This window comes from Candidatus Arsenophonus triatominarum (genome assembly GCF_001640365.1).
Lineage (GTDB): Bacteria > Pseudomonadota > Gammaproteobacteria > Enterobacterales > Enterobacteriaceae > Arsenophonus > Arsenophonus triatominarum.
This window is the reverse complement of the sequence record NZ_LWMI01000006.1, coordinates 167573-185400: the sequence shown is the minus strand read 5'-3', so window position 1 is coordinate 185400 and position 17828 is coordinate 167573. Positions and strand designations below refer to the sequence as shown.

The 17828-nt window shown below is 36.9% G+C and carries 15 protein-coding genes and 5 pseudogenes; 7 read left to right on the top strand and 13 right to left on the bottom strand.

Going from position 1 to position 17828, the window contains the following annotated elements:
- Positions 1-2 precede the first annotated feature (2 nt).
- Complete coding sequence (gene dolP / locus AYJ55_RS03660) at positions 3-578, top strand: division/outer membrane stress-associated lipid-binding lipoprotein (RefSeq protein ID WP_032115681.1); 576 nt, start codon at positions 3-5, stop codon at positions 576-578.
- 294 nt (positions 579-872) lie between these two features.
- Here dolP and AYJ55_RS35485 read toward each other — a convergent pair.
- The 4 genes and pseudogenes from AYJ55_RS35485 to AYJ55_RS03640 all read right to left on the bottom strand — a co-directional run.
- A pseudogene (locus AYJ55_RS35485) lies at positions 873-1550 on the bottom strand (transposase); the annotation flags it as partial.
- Positions 1551-1608: 58 nt separating this feature from the next.
- Positions 1609-2652 (bottom strand): annotated as a pseudogene (locus AYJ55_RS27945) (IS481 family transposase).
- A gap of 5 nt (positions 2653-2657) precedes the next feature.
- A complete protein-coding gene (locus tag AYJ55_RS24835; protein ID WP_074167893.1) occupies positions 2658-3146 on the bottom strand; it encodes an IS630 family transposase in 489 nt (162 codons plus the stop codon).
- Positions 3115-3480: an IS630 transposase-related protein gene (locus AYJ55_RS03640; RefSeq protein WP_063653415.1), complete on the bottom strand. Its 366-nt coding sequence runs from the start codon at positions 3478-3480 to the stop codon at positions 3115-3117. Before AYJ55_RS03640 ends, AYJ55_RS24835 begins: the two co-directional genes overlap by 32 nt.
- Before the next feature lie 161 nt (positions 3481-3641).
- On the opposite strand from AYJ55_RS03640, the pseudogene AYJ55_RS03635 reads away from it, so the two are divergent.
- Positions 3642-4848, top strand: a pseudogene (locus AYJ55_RS03635) (IS256 family transposase).
- 63 nt (positions 4849-4911) lie between these two features.
- On the opposite strand, the gene elbB reads toward AYJ55_RS03635, so the two are convergent.
- From elbB to zapE, 7 genes are all read right to left on the bottom strand, one after another.
- A complete protein-coding gene (elbB, locus tag AYJ55_RS03630) occupies positions 4912-5586 on the bottom strand; it encodes an isoprenoid biosynthesis glyoxalase ElbB (protein WP_063654331.1) in 675 nt (224 codons plus the stop codon).
- A 242-nt stretch (positions 5587-5828) separates the two neighbouring features.
- Positions 5829-8162 (bottom strand): aerobic respiration two-component sensor histidine kinase ArcB, encoded by a 2334-nt coding sequence (gene arcB, locus AYJ55_RS03625; RefSeq protein ID WP_063654328.1) that lies wholly within the window; start codon positions 8160-8162, stop codon positions 5829-5831.
- A gap of 232 nt (positions 8163-8394) precedes the next feature.
- Positions 8395-8883, bottom strand: a complete 489-nt coding sequence (gene sspB / locus AYJ55_RS03620) for a ClpXP protease specificity-enhancing factor (protein WP_063654326.1) — start codon at positions 8881-8883, stop codon at positions 8395-8397.
- 6 nt (positions 8884-8889) lie between these two features.
- Positions 8890-9531 (bottom strand): stringent starvation protein SspA, encoded by a 642-nt coding sequence (gene sspA / locus AYJ55_RS03615; protein WP_063654325.1) that lies wholly within the window; start codon positions 9529-9531, stop codon positions 8890-8892.
- Positions 9532-9924: 393 nt separating this feature from the next.
- Entirely contained in the window at positions 9925-10317 is a 393-nt protein-coding gene (gene rpsI / locus AYJ55_RS03610) for a 30S ribosomal protein S9 (protein WP_032115675.1), read from the bottom strand.
- 18 nt (positions 10318-10335) lie between these two features.
- The gene (rplM, locus tag AYJ55_RS03605; RefSeq protein ID WP_063654323.1) at positions 10336-10764 is read right to left on the bottom strand and encodes a 50S ribosomal protein L13; all 429 of its coding nucleotides are present in this window, start codon (positions 10762-10764) and stop codon (positions 10336-10338) included.
- A 255-nt stretch (positions 10765-11019) separates the two neighbouring features.
- Positions 11020-12132, bottom strand: a complete 1113-nt coding sequence (gene zapE / locus AYJ55_RS03600) for a cell division protein ZapE (protein WP_063654321.1) — start codon at positions 12130-12132, stop codon at positions 11020-11022.
- 421 nt (positions 12133-12553) lie between these two features.
- Between zapE and zapG the strand changes: the two genes are divergently transcribed.
- The 5 genes and pseudogenes from zapG to AYJ55_RS03575 all read left to right on the top strand — a co-directional run.
- Positions 12554-12958 (top strand): Z-ring associated protein ZapG, encoded by a 405-nt coding sequence (gene zapG, locus AYJ55_RS03595; RefSeq protein WP_063654319.1) that lies wholly within the window; start codon positions 12554-12556, stop codon positions 12956-12958.
- A gap of 245 nt (positions 12959-13203) precedes the next feature.
- Positions 13204-14622, top strand: coding sequence for a Do family serine endopeptidase (locus AYJ55_RS03590; RefSeq protein ID WP_063654317.1), 1419 nt, complete (start codon positions 13204-13206; stop codon positions 14620-14622).
- A 107-nt stretch (positions 14623-14729) separates the two neighbouring features.
- Positions 14730-15803 carry an outer membrane-stress sensor serine endopeptidase DegS gene (degS, locus tag AYJ55_RS03585; RefSeq protein WP_063654643.1) on the top strand — a complete coding sequence of 358 codons (1074 nt, stop codon included), beginning with the start codon at positions 14730-14732 and terminating at the stop codon, positions 15801-15803.
- Positions 15804-15915: 112 nt separating this feature from the next.
- A pseudogene (locus tag AYJ55_RS03580) lies at positions 15916-16257 on the top strand (helix-turn-helix domain-containing protein); the annotation flags it as partial.
- A 185-nt stretch (positions 16258-16442) separates the two neighbouring features.
- Positions 16443-16954 (top strand): annotated as a pseudogene (locus AYJ55_RS03575) (DDE-type integrase/transposase/recombinase); the annotation flags it as partial.
- A 21-nt stretch (positions 16955-16975) separates the two neighbouring features.
- Here the strand turns inward: AYJ55_RS03575 and AYJ55_RS03570 are convergent.
- The gene (locus AYJ55_RS03570) at positions 16976-17464 is read right to left on the bottom strand and encodes an IS630 family transposase (protein ID WP_063653499.1); all 489 of its coding nucleotides are present in this window, start codon (positions 17462-17464) and stop codon (positions 16976-16978) included.
- The gene (locus tag AYJ55_RS03565) at positions 17433-17798 is read right to left on the bottom strand and encodes an IS630 transposase-related protein (protein WP_063653415.1); all 366 of its coding nucleotides are present in this window, start codon (positions 17796-17798) and stop codon (positions 17433-17435) included. The genes AYJ55_RS03570 and AYJ55_RS03565 overlap by 32 nt, the downstream gene beginning before the upstream one ends.
- Between the last annotated feature and the right edge of the window lie 30 nt (positions 17799-17828).

Sequence of the window (17828 nt, the reverse complement as noted above, 5' to 3'; positions counted from 1 at the left end):
TAATGAGACTATTTCCTCTAATTACCATAATATGCAGTACCCTTTTATTACAAGGATGCATTGGGGCTGCTGTAATAGGCTCAGCGGCGGTCGCTACAAAAAGTGCGACGGATCCAAGAAGTGTCGGTCGCCAGGTCGATGATGGAACATTAGAAGCCCGCGTTAGTGCTGCTATTAACAAAGATCAAGAAATTACCCGCAATGCACGTGTTATTACTACAGCTTATGAAGGTAAGATACTGCTTACCGGCCAAGCGCCCGATCTTGCATTAGCCGAAAGAGCGAAACAGATAGCAACCAAAGTAGAAGGTGTTGAAGCAGTTTATAATGAGATCCGTCAGGCAACGCCGGTTGATCTTGGTACGGCTTCTAAAGATACCTGGATAACCACCAAAATAAAATCACAAATTCTTACCAGTGATTCGGTTAAATCATCAACCGTCAAAGTTATTACTGAAGGTGGAGAGGTATTTTTACTTGGTATTCTAACTCAACAAGAAGGAGCTGCTGCAGCAAAAATCGCCAGTGAGACAGATGGAGTTAAACGCGTAACTACCGCATTTACCTACCTTAATTAATATTTTTTCATTTAATATAAAAAGTGATTATCTTTCTAATTTGTTACCCTACAGCCTTGAGGCTGGGTAGCAAATTTTAGGGTAGCGCACTTTAGCTGCTATATTCTACGACGCTCAATAACCTTTGCTATCTTTAACGAAAATGAAATATTTTTAGCACCATTTTAAAATAGCCCAATCCTAAAAAAACCTACACCAACAAATTAAGCAACTTTCCTCGAGATTTAATCGCTTGTGTTATTACCTGAAGTTAATATATTGACAACAATAATTATTTTATATCTAAAGCATAACTCAATCACGAGTTTCGCACAAACCTAATTTGGGTATACTAATAAACCCCCTGATCTGCTCAGCAATAGCATTTTTGATTACATGCCAATTTTGTTGATAAAGAGTTATTTTTTCAGATATAAGGCGTTTATGTTGTTCAAACCACGCAGAAATAGCGAGAAAAATATGATTTCTTTGCGCCCGACTCGTGCGAGCCTGACAGCGTTCAATACCACAATTTTGTTTAACTTCTCGATGATAAACTTCAACAGACCAACGGGCATCCATGATAGATTTGACGTATTCACGGGTGGGATTCTCTTTGTTTGTTACTAAGTAATCAATACGGCCGTTTTTGGCTATAAATTTGAAAACTGTCACACCCAACCATAACCTCGTAAGTGTATTAAGGTTCCTTCTTCTGAGATGTTTAACTTGTTCAATTGTATATTAAGGTTAACAATCCGATTTTTTCTCAGCGTAGCTACCCAAACCCAACCATGAGCTTCAGATTATCCAGGCTAGAATACCAAGCATCCACATCGCTACCGCTTCTGGTATGATTCCTCTTTTTTTAGCAAGTGCGAGCATTTCGGAAAAATGCGTATTTTTTGTTTTTCCATCGGAATCTTTATCATAAATACGATAATCAATAGGAATTGATTCAACAGTTGTTAGATTATGCCAAAGTAAATTAACTTATAGTAGCTCAGACTTGATCTGACAGTTACCGGTTATTTATACAGTACCTGTCAGGTTAAATTTGATTTAAATCTTTCTCTCGCCAAAGTTGTTTTCCCTCGTATAAAGTTGCCATAGGAGTTCGACCGCAACACATTTTTCCTTGATGAGTGCGTTGGTTATTGTATTCGTCTAACCATTTGTCTAAATCAGCTTGTAATTCGGCTAAATTACCGAAGATTTTCTTACGAAAAGCCACCTGATAGAACTCTTGTAATACAGTTTTATGAAAGTGTTCACAAATCCCATTGGTTTGAGGTGAACGAGCTTTAATTTTTGTATGATCAATATCGTTGATAGCGAGATAAAGTTGATAATCGTGATGCTCAACTTTACCACAATACTCGCTGCCTCTGTCCGTCAGTATACGTAAAATCGGTAATCCATGCTGGGTGTAAAAAGGCAGAACCTTGTCATTTAATAAATCTGCCGCCGTTATCGCGCTTTTTGTTGTGTAAAGCTTACAATGAACGACTTTACTGTAAGTATCAATGTAAGTCTGTTGATAAACACGACCAACGCCTTTTAAATGACCGCCATAAAAAGTGTCCTGTGACCCCAAATAACCCGGATGTGCTGTTTCAATCTCATCATTGGCCTCATCATCCTGTGCTTTTTTTTCGAGTGCGCTGATTTGTGATTCTGACAGGATAATCCCTTCTGTCGCTATTTTATCTTCTAGCGCCTTTAGACGTTTTTTAAAATTTTCAAGATGATGACGTAGCCAAATAGAACGAACACCACTTCCCGAAACAAAAATTCCTTTTTTTCTTAGTTCATTACTACTGCGGTGTTATCCGTGTGCAGGGTATTCAATGGTATACTCAACTACAGCGCTTTTAATCTGTTCATCTACTCTATTTTTTACGTTAGGTACCCGTCGATTTTGATTAATTAAGGCATCGATCCCACCATCGTTAACAAGTTCTTGATAGCGATAGAAAGTATCTCGGGATACACCCATAATCTTACAGGCTTTTGAGACGTTATGAAGCTCTTCAGCAAGGTTAAGTAACCCGACTTTATGTTTGATGATAGGATTATAGCTAGGCGACTTAATTTTGATTACAGCATATGTATTAAAAACAGGTCATCGATAGTGCATCCTGTTTCCATCTTTTTACGTTTAGCTTGAGACCATTTATGTTCTATAGGATTTAAATCTGGTGAATACACAGGCAAATATTCTATCTGGTGTCCTGCGTTTATAATTGCCTGTTCAATATTCTTACCTTTGTGAAAGCTAGCGTTGTCCATAAAAATAACAGAATTTTCAGGAAGTTCTGGGAGCAATATTTTTGTGATCCAAACATAAAAAACATCACGATTAATATTGCAATCAAATAATCCGATAGCAAAAAGGGTTGTTCCCAATAAAGCGCCAATAACATTTGTTCTTCCCTTAGCACCCCAGTTTTTCAGGCCAAAACAACGGTGACCTTTTGGGGAATAGCCGTGAGTTCGTGGAGTGTCATGTGAAAAACCACTTTCATCAACAAAAACAACAGATTTATCTTTTTTTTCATACTGTTGTCTTTTTTGCTGATGTGCCAGCCTGTCGCTTTCGTTGGTTTTTGGATGGAATAGAGTTTTTTTTATAGGTTAATCCCAGCTTTTTAAGGGATTGCCAAATAGTCTTTTTACAAACACCGAATCGCTCTGCCCGTTCCTTTTGGTAAGCATCTGGATACTGTTCCACATCTTTTGCTAAAGCATTTTTATCGAGCTTCCTCTTACGTGGCGTTGAATTTTTTGGCTCTGGTCGTTTAAGCCAACGTACTAAAGACGCTTTTCCAATACGGAATTGTTTCGCAGTTTCTCGAATTGTTAAACCTTCGGCTTTCCTTACAGATATTACTTTACGTCGAAAATCAATTGTATAACTCATAACACACCTTGTAATCAAAATTAAGTCGCCTAGCTATATTTGTTTGATACATAGAATTACCTTTTATTTTATTATCTAATGATTTTAATTAAAACCGGTAACTCTAGTAGTGTTCAAAAATCTGTGTCATATCTTAAACTCAAAAAAAAGAGGTATGACATATGAGAAATCAATCATTTAATTTTGATAAAGCGTTGAAGCAATTACAATCAGGTAAAAATTTACTCGGTACGTATAGAATACTCACACCACTCATAAAACAGCTGACCGAAGCTGCCCTGCAGGCAGAAATAGAACACTACCTATCGACAACGTCAATCGATACGCGTAAAAATGGCTATACTCGAAAAACGGTTAAATCGACATCAGGTCAATTTGAACTGAAAACGCCCAGAGACAAGTCAGGTGCTTTTGAGCCTCAGCTCATTAAGAAAAATCAGACAAAATTATCAGAGGATATTGATAACAAAATCCTATCGTTATTTGCATTAGGCATGAGTTATCGTGATATTCAAAAACATGTTGCAGAATTATATGGACTGGAAATATCAGATGGAGCTATTACGCATATTACTGATAAATTACTCCCTGAATTAAAAGCCTGGCAACAACGCCCTCTGGAGGCACTCTATCCTTTTGTCTGGCTCGATGCCATTTATTACAAGATAAAACATGATGGTCACTATATCAATAAGGCAATCTACACAGTACTTGGACTAACCACCGATGGGAATAAGGAATTGTTAGGACTCTATATGTCTGAAACAAAAGGAGCACATCATTGACTGAGCGTTCTGACTGACTTACATAACCGTGGTATACAAGATATTTTAATCGCTTGTGTTGACGGATTAAAAGGGTTTCCAGAAGCGATGGCCAGTATTTTCCCGCAGACAGAAGTTCAGCTATGCGTAGTTCATCAAATTCGCAATAGCTTACGTTATATTGCCAGTAAAGACCAAAAAGCCTTTATGGCTGATTTAAAGCCGGTTTATCGTGCAGATACTAAAGCGCCTGCTGAGCTTGCCCTTGATGAACTGGAAACGAAATGGGGGTGAAAAATACCCGATAGTGCTAGAATCCTGGCGAAGTAAATGAGAGTTGCTCAGTGCTTATTTTCGATACCCTAAAGCCATTAGAAAACCCATTTATACGACCAATGTAGTAGAGGCGGTTCATCGGCAGTTTAGGAAATTAACTAAAACCAAAAGGGCTTTTCCTAATGAAAACAGCTTATTAAAATTACTCTATATTGGCATCAATCAGGTATCCAACAAATGGACTATGCCGATTAGTAACTGGGCGTTAACCATTGCTCAATTGTCCATCTATTTTAAAGGGCGCCTAGATGGTATAATCAAAATATAAAATCCCCTGACACAGAATTATGAACATCCTCGTAACTCTCTTTTTTAGATCAGAGTTGTCAGATCAAGTTAAGACTAATACACAACGGCTTGCCATTTCAATTACTTTTTTAACTAATTTATTGATTCCTTGCCATGCTTCATTTGGTGATGATGCTAACATATAAGCGGGTGTTGTTATTACTTTATTATCTTCATCAACCACAATATCATCAAAGGAGCAAATAATATGTTTTCCTCCCATTTGTTCTATTAGAGCAATAGTTTTTTTATCATTGCCTATTGTTAACTTAACCGCTTTATTTAAAATTTTAGGTAGCATAACAGGCGCAATACACATCAATCCCATGGGCTTACCTTGTTGGTGAATTTCGCGACAAAATGTTAATAAATCTTTATCTATTTCACAATCACTTCCTTTAATAGCAAAATTAGATAAATTTTTTGCTACCCCAAAACCACCAGGAATAATGACTGCACTAAATTTATTTGCATCTGCAGATGATAAAGGTGCTATTTTCCCACGTGAAATACGTGAAGATTCTACCATTATGTTCCTTTTTTCTTGATTTTTTTCTCCATTTATATGATTAATAACATCTAGTTGCTCTCTATTAGGCGCTAAAACACACATTTCAACATTATTTTTACTCAAAGATAACATAGTAAGTACTGATTCATGGATTTCGCTGCCATCGAATACACCACATCCGCTTAAAATTACTGCAATAGGTTTCATATTTGACTCCATTTGTAGTAGATTGTTACTAATTCATTTAATGCGATAACATGGAACTTGATCATAAATTTTAATGAATCTTGTAACAAAAACGATTATATTTGTTATGTTGATTGGCTGACAAAAAAATGAAGGTTTCTATTTTACTCACCATCTACATTGATTCATATCATAATTGGTGAGTAAAAAACGATTTCCCTGGTGTTGGCGCAATATTCGCGCACCCCAACTTCGGTTGGGGGTTATTTTTTTTCAGCGCCGACTAACCATCGCTTCAAAACTTTAACATCTTTTTGCCAATCTACTTTTAATTCATCAAACCATTCCTGAATATTATCCCACCAGGCAGGTAAATCAGGAGATTGGAGCTGTTGAGCTAACTGCTGGAGACGGCGCAAACCAACTGCACCTGTTGCACCTTTAATTTTGTGGGCTTCTACAACAATCCCATTTCGATCTTTGGCCACAATATTAGAATCCAATAAAGATAGGTATCCTGGCATCACATTTTCAAAGATCTTTATGCTCTCTTCAATCAGTTTTGGTCCAACTAATTCGAAGTATTGGTTGAGCATATTGATATCTAATACGTCATCATGATTAGCAAGTTGTTTTAGCGGAATGTTGATGGATTGATTTTTACAATCAATCAAATATTTTTCAATAATCTTTATTAATGCACTTACCGAGAGTGGTTTACTCAATACATCATCCATACCAGCAGCAAGATACTCTTTTTTGTCTTTCAATACATTAGCTGTTAATGCAATTAAAGGTGGAAGTTTATCATTAGCATAGATTTGACGAAACTGACGTGCAATATCGAGACCGGTCATATCAGGAAGTTGGATATCCAATAAAACCAAATCGTAGCTATCAATTTTGAACATTTTTAATGCTTCTTTTCCATTCATAGCAACATCAACGGTATGGCCTAATTTTTCTAATACAGATCGCGCGACGATGATATTTAATTCAATATCTTCCACCAAAAGAATATGCAACTTGGGTAGTAAAACAGCTTCTGGTGTTGGCGTTTCAACCGTTTTTGCAACAATTGGCGCTATAACGGATACAGTGAAGCAAGAACCTACCCCTAATGTACTATCGACCTGTATATCTCCCCCCATGCTTTGCGCTAACCGTTTAGAAACAGCAAGACCAATTCCAGTACCCGTTTCTGGTCGGCCACCAGCACTACCCTTTACCTGATAGTACATGGCAAAAATTTTTTTTTGCTCCTCTTTTGGGATTCCAATACCGCTATCAATAACCTGAATAAAAAGTTGCTCATGTCCTTCATACCAAATACGAACTTTGATCTCACCTTGTTGGGTAAATCTCACGGCATTACCGATTAAATTCCATAGTATTTGCCGTAACCGTGTTGCATCGGTAATGATCTTGCTCGGTAAATTTTCTTTTACTTCTAAGATAAATTTTAAATCTTTAGGTTGTACTAAAAGCCCCGATAAATTTTCAAGATCAGACATAAATTCATTAAAATCAATTTGTTGACTATCTAAACTAACCTTGCAGCGTTCAATCTTATCCATCTCAATAATATCATTGAAAATATTACCTAAAGTGATAGCGCTGACATGAATAGTTTTCAAATAATTTGTTTGTTCATTGGTTAATTCTGTATCGAGTAATATACGACTCAGTCCAACAATCCCATTAAGCGGCGTACGAAGCTCATGGCTGATGGTTGAAATAAACGTTGTCTTATCCCTACTGGCATTTTCTAACGCTTCCTGATAATGCTTACGCTCGGTAATATCGCGTCCAAACCCTACTAACCCATGACGTTTTCCAACCCGATCATAAAACGGGACTTTACGTATTTCAAAGCATGCTTTCCGTCCATCGGGATATACCAACCATTGTTCATAGGTCAGTGACACATTATGACGAAATACTTTTTCATCAGTTTCCAGCTCCTTTTCGGCAACTTCCTCACCATAAATTTCACGATAAGTTAGTCCAATAAGCTGCTTTTCACTGCGACCTGTCAATAATTCCATTGCTCGATTACAACAAGAAAAATCATTATTTTCATCACGATAATAAACAAGATCAGGTGATGCATCTAAAAATGATTGTAATAATATAGACTGCTGTTCAAACTCAAGTTGTGTCTGTTCTCGGCGCTTCATCTCTTTTTGCAATTTTTCTAATAATTCTAAATGCGCCTTTTGTATTTTTTCCCGCTCTGCAATTTCCAAATTGAGCTGAGCAATATTTCCTTTAAGTTTGTCAGTAAGCTCGGCATCACGCTTACGCATAACTTCTAATTTATCAACCATGCCTGATAAACGACGACGAGGCTCTTCAAGTTGTTCGACAACAACAGAAAGAAAATAGACCGCCCAAGGCGTAATAATCAATCCAAAAAAGATAGAGCGAACCAAATCAATATTATGAACATTGCCATATAATAAAATATCAACCGCGATCTGTAATACCATGGCTAATACGACAAGTGCTGTGGCTAATAGTAAGGAAAATCCAATTAAGCCAAGCTTCATCATTAAATCAACATAATATTGAGCAAGTCCTTTAAGCAGCTTCATACACACTCCGATACAAAAAATCAGCTTAAATCATAACTTATATAGATAAAAAACAGAGGGATCTAACATACATTATGAGGGATAATTTACATTTAGATTTTCATGAATAATGAATTAATTTATAAACGAAATTTTATAATTATCAGATAAATAAAAATTTAATAAACAAAAAATATAGATTTAAAAAAGAAAAAAGGGTAGTATTTGATACTCCCCTCAATCATGATATACCTTATTTTATAACACGTAGCGTCGGGCGTCGGCGTCCTTTCGGTGGCTCATCATCAGAAGATGAAATCGGCGTTATTTCTTGCGCTTCGTTTGATAGCTCAGTATCACTAACCAGTACTAAATTTTCACTTTGAGCAATAGAATTACCTGCACCACCCTCATATTCTGGCTCAGGTTCAAACATCATTCCTGCTCCATTTTCGCGCCCATAGATAGCAATAATAGCGCTCATAGGTACTTCAACATGGCGAGGAACGCCACTAAAACGGGCATTGAAGCTGACAATTTCATTAGTCAGTTCTAAATTACCGACGGCAGAAGGTGTAATATTTAAAATAATCTGTCCTTTATGCGCATATTCCATCGGTACATTTACGCCAAAAATATTAACATCCACAACTAAATGGGGTGTCATATTATTGTCGAGAAGCCATTCATAATGAGCCCTAAGAAGGTAAGGACGACGTGGCGACATTCCTAACAATTCCATAATAAATTAACCTGTGGTAGATAAAAGCATCTCACGCTCAGCTTCAGTTAATGAAGCAAGGAAAGAGTCTCGCTCAAATACACGTTCCATATAAGAACGAATGCCCTCTGTTTCTTTTCCTTTAGGGATGTCGATCTTCCAGTAAGGTAAACGCCATAAAAGGGGAGCTAAATAGCAATCAACTAGACTAAATTCTTCGCTCATAAAAAACGGTCTTTCTTTAAAAATTGGCGAGATTGCTATCAGTTCCTCCCTTAACTGCTTACGGGCAGCATCAACTTGAGGATCCTTATTTTCAATCTTATACATCAAAGAATACCAATCCTTGTCTATCCGATATATCATCAAACGACTATTACCACGAGCAACGGGATAAACAGGCATCAATGGTGGATGCGGAAAGCGTTCATCAAGATATTCCATAACAATACGGGAATCATACAATGTTAATTCTCTATCAACTAGCGTTGGTACTGTTTGGTAAGGATTTAGATCAATCAAATCTTGAGGCAAATTACCTGCTTCAACATTCTCAATCTCAACGCTCACGCCCTTTTCTGCCAATACGATCCGCACTTGATGGCTAAATATGTCGGTCGGGCCGGAAAACAGTGTCATTACCGAACGTTTGTTGGCAGCGACAGCCATGAAAACCTCCAAGTTTTATTAAAAAAGAATAAACAGCCATAATATAATTAATCAGGCTATTCTTACATATTTAAAATGCTGGTGAACCAACTTGCTCGGTTAACAGACATTTGACCTTTATTTATTAAACTACAATTAATACATGTTATTTCCACCAAATCTGGTGAGAAATAGATAAGAAAATAATGGCCTACAGTCTATCAGATTTTGTTCAATATGGGGGAAAGTTTGACAAGATTTTATGATAAATGTACAAAATTAAAGCTATTTTTTATTGAAAAAATTAATAAAAAAAATTAAATTAATAATCTCAAGATGATATAAATTTATAACATGCAAAAAGACCGCCTTTAGGCGGGCTTTTTGTTAATAATTTGTTGTAAAAACAAGAAATTAACGTTTAGAGTATTGTGGACGACGACGCGCTTTACGCAGTCCCACTTTCTTACGCTCAACAGAACGCGCATCACGAGTAACAAACCCAGCTTTACGTAGTTCTGAACGTAGTGTCTCGTCATATCCCATCAATGCACGTGTAATACCATGACGGATTGCACCTGCTTGACCAGAAATCCCACCACCTTTAACGGTAATGTATAGATCCAGTTTCTGCAACATATCAACCAATTCTAACGGTTGGCGAACAACCATTCGCGCCGTTTCGCGGCCAAAATATTCTTCTAGGCTGCGTTGATTGATAGTAATATTACCGCTACCTGACTTAATGAAGACACGTGCGGAAGAGCTTTTGCGGCGACCAGTGCCGTAGTATTGATTTTCAGCCATTGCCTATATCCATCCCGATTAAATGTCAAGAACTTGCAGCTGCTGTGCCGCGTGGTTGTGATCACTACCCGCATAAACTTTCATTTTACGGTACATCGCACGACCAAGAGGTCCTTTGGGTAGCATACCTTTAACTGCAATTTCAATTACACGCTCAGGGTGACGGGCAATCATTTCTTCGAAGGTCGCTTGTTTGATACCACCGATATAACCAGTATGGCGATAGTAGATTTTGTCTTCACGCTTGTTACCAGTAACAGCAACTTTTTCTGCATTAACAACAATGATGTAATCACCAGTATCGACATGCGGAGTATATTCCGCTTTATGCTTGCCGCGCAAACGACGAGCAATTTCAGTTGCAAGACGGCCTAAAGTTTTTCCATCTGCATCAACAACGTACCAGTCGCGTTTTACGGTTTCTGGTTTAGCTGTAAAAGTTTTCATTAAAGCTTACCCATATAGTAAGTTACATGTTGGCGAACACTCATATTTTAAAAAATACTTCAGCATGTTCACGCTAATTTTTGTCCAGTAAATCCTACTACCCCTTCGAGTAGTCAAGCTGACATTAATGCAAGATTTTTGGGAAATAAAAAACTTGCTGTAACGTGTGGGGTGGCAAGATTATAGAGAATTTTTTGCCAAAAATCGACCAAAAAAATAAATTTCTCGTCAATTTATTGTATTATTACCCGCTAATCAAGCTATATGAGGTAATTTTAGGTATTCTTCACTCTGCATTTCTTGCAATCTTGATAAACAACGTTGATATTCAAAACGTAACAAATGCCCTTGGTAAAGTTTATCCATTGCTACCTCAGCATTAATAATCAACTTAACTTTTCGTTCATAAAATTCATCAATCAGAGCGAGAAAACGCCTGGCTACATCTTCATGGAGTTCTGACATCAACAAAACATTATACAGTAGTACCGTATGATAATCTTTCGCTAAAACGATATAGTCATTTTGACTACGAGCATCTTCACATAATACTTTAAATTCAATCGATAAAATGCCTTCTGCGGTACAAATTGCCGGCATAGTACGATGATTAATCTCAAGAATAGGAAACCTAACTCCAGATTTGCCGGCTAATTTAATAAATATCTCATCCATACGATTGCAGTTCGCTTCACCAATTGGCGTAAGATAAAGACCGGCTTGCTTCAAAGTACGTAAACGATAATCAATACCTGCATCAACATTGATAATGTCACAATATTTTTTAATTTGTTCGATCGCGGGTAGAAAACGTGTTCGTTGCAATCCATTTCGATAGAGTTCATCTGGAGGAATATTAGACGTTGCTATTAAGCAAATGCCTCTGGCAAATAAAGCTTTCAATAACGTTGCCAAAATCATGGCATCAGTAATATCAGAGACAAAAAACTCATCAAAGCATAAAACATCGGTCCGTTTTTTAAATCTATCGGCAATAATTTCCAATGGATCTGGCTGACCTTGTAACTCAATCATTTCATTCTGCACTCGCCACATGAAACGATGAAAATGTAAGCGTAATTTTCTGCCATCTGGTAAACTCTGATAAAAAAGATCCATCAACCAAGTTTTACCTCGGCCAACACCACCCCACATATATAATCCCTGCACAGACTCACGATTTGTATGAGGTTTCTTAGCAAATAATTGGCCAATTTTATTTTTCAATGATAACTGAGATGTTTTATTAAGCAACTGATGATGAATAATATCTAAACGTGCTATCGCCTCACTTTGCACCTCATCAAATTGATAATCACCGGTAGCCAAAAACTGTTGGTAAAGTTTAGTGGGAGTCAACAATGCCATCAACGTGATACTCCTTAAAAATGTCATAATTTTATTGACCAATGAAACCAATCATAAACGTTATCACGAGTTTCGCACAGGCATATAAAATTCCAGAAATGGCTTAAAAGCAATGGTTAATTTGCACGTTACTAAAACGTATAAATTTGTTTAAATTACAATAAGTTGCTTTTAATTTATAAGATTTTGTCTATTTATATATTATGCTGAATTAAACTTAAAAATAGAGCGTTTTTTTATTGGTGCGAAACTCGTGGTTATATCGATAATCTTTGCTACTTTAATACCTCAAAATACTATGAAATCATTAGCAATAACTTTTCCCACTTTCACTTATGGCCTTTTAACAGGTATAGTGACTGCTATACTGTGAATTTATTTCTATGAAAATAAATGTTGTTTTGTTAATGAAGGAGTCAACATGACTTGGGAATATGCACTAATCGGTCTAATTGTAGGTTTCATTATTGGTGCACTAGTAGTTCGCTTCGGCAATACCAAGCTACGCAACCAACAAGCTTTACAAGCTGAACTTGAAAAGAAAAACCATGAATTGGAAGAATATCGTAAAGAATTGGTTAGCCATTTTGCGCGTAGTGCAGAGTTACTCGATAGCATGGCGCAAGATTATCGTCAACTCTATCAGCATATGGCGAAAAGTTCTCATGAATTGATGCCTAATATGCCAATACAAAACAACCCTTTTAACTATCGTTTGACTGAATCAGAATTAGACAATGATCAAGCTCCCGTTAATTTACCACCTAAAGATTACTCTGAAGGTTCTTCTGGCTTATTTCGCACAATAAAAGAAAAAAGAAGGTAAATTAGGTTACATATATTAATAAAATTGCATCTTTACTTAGTTTTGATGGTAGCGTATCCACCTGATAGAGTTATTTTGTTGTAAAAAATTAATATCATGTAAATACATGTAAAAAAACGATTACTACTATCTGTTGGCTGAACTTTTTTGCATAATTTAAAGTCTTAAACCTGCTGAGGCCTTATTCTATCCAGGATAGCAAATTACCTTAAATAAATTAGGTATGTAAGAGAATTGAATTCATGATGAAAAAAGAGAAACATTTTTTAACTATATTAGCTATGAGTATCAGTCTTTCACTCATAAATATACCTGCAGTAAGTCATTCTGCATCAATGCCACCAATTACTTTATCATCTGGTCAAGAATTACCTAGCCTAGCACCGATGCTAGAAAAAGTACTTCCTGCCGTAGTTAGTATTCGTGTATCTGGAACACATGTTCAAAATCAACAGCTACCCGAAGAATTTAAATTCTTTTTTGGGCCCAATTTTCCCTCACAACAACAAAGTATTCTCCCTTTTGAAGGATTAGGCTCCGGGGTTATTATTGATGCTGAAAAAGGTTATATCCTAACTAATAACCATGTCATCGATAATGCTAATAGCATCCAAATTCAGCTTAATGATGGCAGAGAAATTGACGTTAAGCTTATCGGCCGTGATCCTCAAACAGATATCGCCCTATTACAAATCAAGGATTCAAGTACAGCAAATCTGAAAAAATTGAACTTAGTGGCGATTAAAATAGCTGATTCCGATAAACTGCGAGTTGGTGATTTTGCTATTGCTGTTGGTAACCCTTTTGGCTTAGGTCAAACAACAACATCAGGCATTATTTCTGGATTGGGTCGTAGTGGTTTAAACGTAGAAAGTCTAGAAAATTTTATTCAAACTGACGCTTCTATTAATAGAGGTAACTCAGGTGGCGCATTAGTTAATCTCAATGGTGAACTGATTGGCATTAATACCGCTATTTTAGCGCCTAGTGAGGGTAGTATTGGTATCGGCTTTGCAATTCCGTCCAATATGGCTAAATCTCTTAGCGATCAAATTATCAAATATGGTAAAGTAAAACGTGGATTGCTAGGGATCAAAGGCATTGAAATGACTTCTGATGTAGCGAAAGCATTGAAGATTGATGTGCAAAAAGGGGCATTTGTCAGTGAAGTGATACCAAATTCTGCAGCAGCTAAAGCAGGCATTCAATCTGGTGATATTTTGGTTTCGATTAATAACAACTATGTCAATAGTTTCGCTGAATTGAAAGCTAAAATTGGCACTAGTGAAATCAGTAAGCAGATCACCATCGGTCTACTACGCAAAGGCAAGCCAATGGAAGTGAATGTTACCTTAAAAGATAGTGATTCCAGCAGTACGAAAGCCGAAATTTTAACCACATCACTAATGGGAGCCACTTTGAGCAATAGTACAATCAAAGGCACTAAAGGTGTTAAGGTCGATAACGTTTCGTCTAATTCACCTGCAGCCATGCTTGGCCTGGCAAAAGGTGATCTTATTATTAGTGCCAACGAACAACGGATAGAAAATATTAATCAACTGCGTAAAATTATTGAAACTAAACCTACTGCTTTAGCATTAAATATTTTACGTGGTGATCAAAATATCTACTTATTACTTCGCGGTAATAATATATTCAATTAATCACCCAGCAAACAGGTACTGGTACTGTTAACTATCGTACCTGTTTGTATTTATGGTATCCTGCTATTTTATTATCTCGTTTATCTTTTATTACAGAATACTTACTTATGTTCATCAAGCTTTTTCGTGCCGTCATTGTAGGGCTTGTTATCGCTACTATTTTGCTAATAGCTATTCCATCTATACGCCCAAAAGGACTCACTGACCTCCTCGACGGTAAAAAAGATGATCAACCAATTAGTTATAGTAAAGCGGTACGTAGAGCAGCACCGGCAGTTGTTTATGTTTATAGCAGCGGTACCGGTAGTTTTTCCCAAAATGGGCGCGAATTAACTGCATTAGGCTCTGGTGTCATTATGAGTAGTAACGGTTATATTATTACCAATAGACATGTCGTTAATAACGCGGATCAAATTCAGATTGCACTACCTGATGGATTAATTTTTGACGCACTCATCGTTGGCTCAGATAGCTTAACAGACTTGGCTGTTTTAAAAATAGACGCCGAAAATCTTCCTGTGATTCCGATTAACCCACAACGTAAAGCTCACGTTGGCGATATCGTGTTAGCCATCGGTAACCCCTATAATTTAGGACAAACGGTAACACAAGGAATTATGAGCGCCACCGGGCGTGTAGGGCTAAGTCCCACCCGCCGACAGAATTTTCTACAAACCGATGCATCTATTAATCATGGAAATTCAGGCGGAGCGCTAATTAATACTGAAGGTGAATTGATGGGAATTAATACACTCTCATTTGATCATTCAGAAAATGGTTTTACGCCTGAGGGGTTAGGTTTTGCTATTCCAACAGAATTAGCAACTAAAATTATGGAAAAACTTATTCGTGATGGGCGAGTGATCCGCGGTTTTATCGGTATCACTGCGCGGGACTTACCCCGTATTCGCTCTAACATTAACGATATTAATCAAATTAAAGGGCTACGTATTTTTCAGGTCGCGGCAAATGGCCCTGCAGAAAATGCCGGTATTCAAGTCGGTGACATTATTATTTCTGTTAATGGTCAGCCGGTTATCTCGGCTGCGGAAACAATGGATCAAGTTGCTGAAATTAGTCCTGGCAGTATCGTCCCTGTCACACTACTACGCAACGAAAAAACAATGACTGTCCACGTTAAAATTGAAGAGTACAATGAAGGTAAATCACTACTACAATAAGTAAGAATCAGCAGTCTAACTTATATTAGTCTTAACTTAATCTGACAATTATGATTTAAAAAAGAGCGTTACCGGTTTTAATTAACATCATTAGATAATTAAATAAAAGGTAATTCTATGTATCAAACATAAAGTCGGGTTACTTAACCTCGCTGAAGAGCTTAATAACGTCTCAAAAGCCTGTAAGATTATGGGTGTATCCCGAGATACGTTTTATCGCTACCAGGAACTTGTTAACGATGGTGGGATAGACGCTTTAATTAATCAAAATCGACGGGTGCCTAACGTAAAAAATAGAGTAGACGAACAGATTGAAAGCGCTGTAGTTGAGTATGCGATTGAATACCCTGCATACGGTCAACACCGCAGTAGTAATGAACTAAGAAAAAAAGGCATTTTTGTTTCGGGGAGTGGCGTTCGCTCTATTTGGCTGCGCCATAATCTCGATAATTTCACGAGTTTCGCACCAATAAAAAAACGCTCTATTTTTAAGTTTGATTCAGCATAATATATAAATAGACAAAATCTTATAAATTAAAAGCAACTTATTGTAATTTAAACAAATTTATACGTTTTAGTAACTTGCAAATTAACTATTGCTTTTAAGCCATTTCTGGAATTTTATATGCCTGTGCGAAACTCGTGAATTTTACAAAACGCCTAAAAGCGCTTGAAGATAAAATCGCAGACAGAAGGAATTATCCTGTCAGAATCACAAAATCAGTGCTCTAGAAAAGAAAGCGCAAGATGATGAAGCCTGTGGTGAAATTGAAACAGCGCATCCAGGTTATCTGGGTTCACAAGATACTTTTTATGTCGGTCATTTAAAAGGCGTTGGTCGTGTTTATCAACAAACTTACATTGATACTTACAGTAAAGTCGTTCATTGTAAGCTTTACACAACAAAAAGCGCGATAACGGCGGCAGATTTATTAAATGACAAGGTTCTCCCTTTTTATTCCCAGCATGGGTTACCGGTGTTACGTATACTGACGGACAGAGGCAGTGAGTATTGTGGTAAAGTTGAACATCACGATTATCAACTTTATCTCGCTATCAATGATATTGATCATACAAAAACTAAAGCTCGTTCACCTCAAACTAATGGGATTTGTGAACGCTTTCATAAAACTGTATTACAAGAGTTCTATAGCTAGGCGACTTAATTTTGATTACAGCATATGTATTAAAAACAGGTCATCGATAGTGCATCCTGTTTCCATCTTTTTACGTTTAGCTTGAGACCATTTATGTTCTATAGGATTTAAATCTGGTGAATACACAGGCAAATATTCTATCTGGTGTCCTGCGTTTATAATTGCCTGTTCAATATTCTTACCTTTGTGAAAGCTAGCGTTGTCCATAAAAATAACAGAATTTTCAGGAAGTTCTGGGAGCAATATTTTTGTGATCCAAACATAAAAAACATCACGATTAATATTGCAATCAAATAATCCGATAGCAAACAGGGTTGTTCCCAATAAAGCGCCAATAACATTTGTTCTTCCCTTAGCACCCCAGTTTTTCAGGCCAAAACAACGGTGACCTTTTGGGGAATAGCCGTGAGTTCGTGGAGTGTCATGTGAAAAACCACTTTCATCAATAAAAACAACAGATTTATCTTTTTTTTCATACTGTTGTCTTTTTTGCTGATGTGCCAGCCTGTCGCTTTCGTTGGTTTTTGGATGGAATAGAGTTTTTTTTATAGGTTAATCCCAGCTTTTTAAGGGATTGCCAAATAGTCTTTTTACAAACACCGAATCGCTCTGCCCGTTCCTTTTGGTAAGCATCTGGATACTGTTCCACATCTTTTGCTAAAGCATTTTTATCGAGCTTCCTCTTACGTGGCGTTGAATTTTTTGGCTCTGGTCGTTTAAGCCAACGTACTAAAGACGCTTTTCCAATACGGAATTGTTTCGCAGTTTCTCGAATTGTTAAACCTTCGGCTTTCCTTACAGATATTACTTTACGTCGAAAATCAATTGTATAACTCATAACACACCTTGTAATCAAAATTAAGTCGCC

Coding starts and splice junctions, on each gene's coding strand:
- dolP (WP_032115681.1), top strand. CDS start 3: ATGAGACTATTTCCTCTAATTACCATAATATGCAGTACCCTTTTATTA.
- AYJ55_RS03640 (WP_063653415.1), bottom strand. CDS start 3,480: ATGAGTTATACAATTGATTTTCGACGTAAAGTAATATCTGTAAGGAAA.
- elbB (WP_063654331.1), bottom strand. CDS start 5,586: ATGAAACCTATTGCAGTAATTTTAAGCGGATGTGGTGTATTCGATGGC.
- arcB (WP_063654328.1), bottom strand. CDS start 8,162: ATGAAGCTGCTTAAAGGACTTGCTCAATATTATGTTGATTTAATGATG.
- sspB (WP_063654326.1), bottom strand. CDS start 8,883: ATGGAATTGTTAGGAATGTCGCCACGTCGTCCTTACCTTCTTAGGGCT.
- sspA (WP_063654325.1), bottom strand. CDS start 9,531: ATGGCTGTCGCTGCCAACAAACGTTCGGTAATGACACTGTTTTCCGGC.
- rpsI (WP_032115675.1), bottom strand. CDS start 10,317: ATGGCTGAAAATCAATACTACGGCACTGGTCGCCGCAAAAGCTCTTCC.
- rplM (WP_063654323.1), bottom strand. CDS start 10,764: ATGAAAACTTTTACAGCTAAACCAGAAACCGTAAAACGCGACTGGTAC.
- zapE (WP_063654321.1), bottom strand. CDS start 12,132: ATGGCATTGTTGACTCCCACTAAACTTTACCAACAGTTTTTGGCTACC.
- zapG (WP_063654319.1), top strand. CDS start 12,554: ATGACTTGGGAATATGCACTAATCGGTCTAATTGTAGGTTTCATTATT.
- AYJ55_RS03590 (WP_063654317.1), top strand. CDS start 13,204: ATGAAAAAAGAGAAACATTTTTTAACTATATTAGCTATGAGTATCAGT.
- degS (WP_063654643.1), top strand. CDS start 14,730: ATGTTCATCAAGCTTTTTCGTGCCGTCATTGTAGGGCTTGTTATCGCT.
- AYJ55_RS03565 (WP_063653415.1), bottom strand. CDS start 17,798: ATGAGTTATACAATTGATTTTCGACGTAAAGTAATATCTGTAAGGAAA.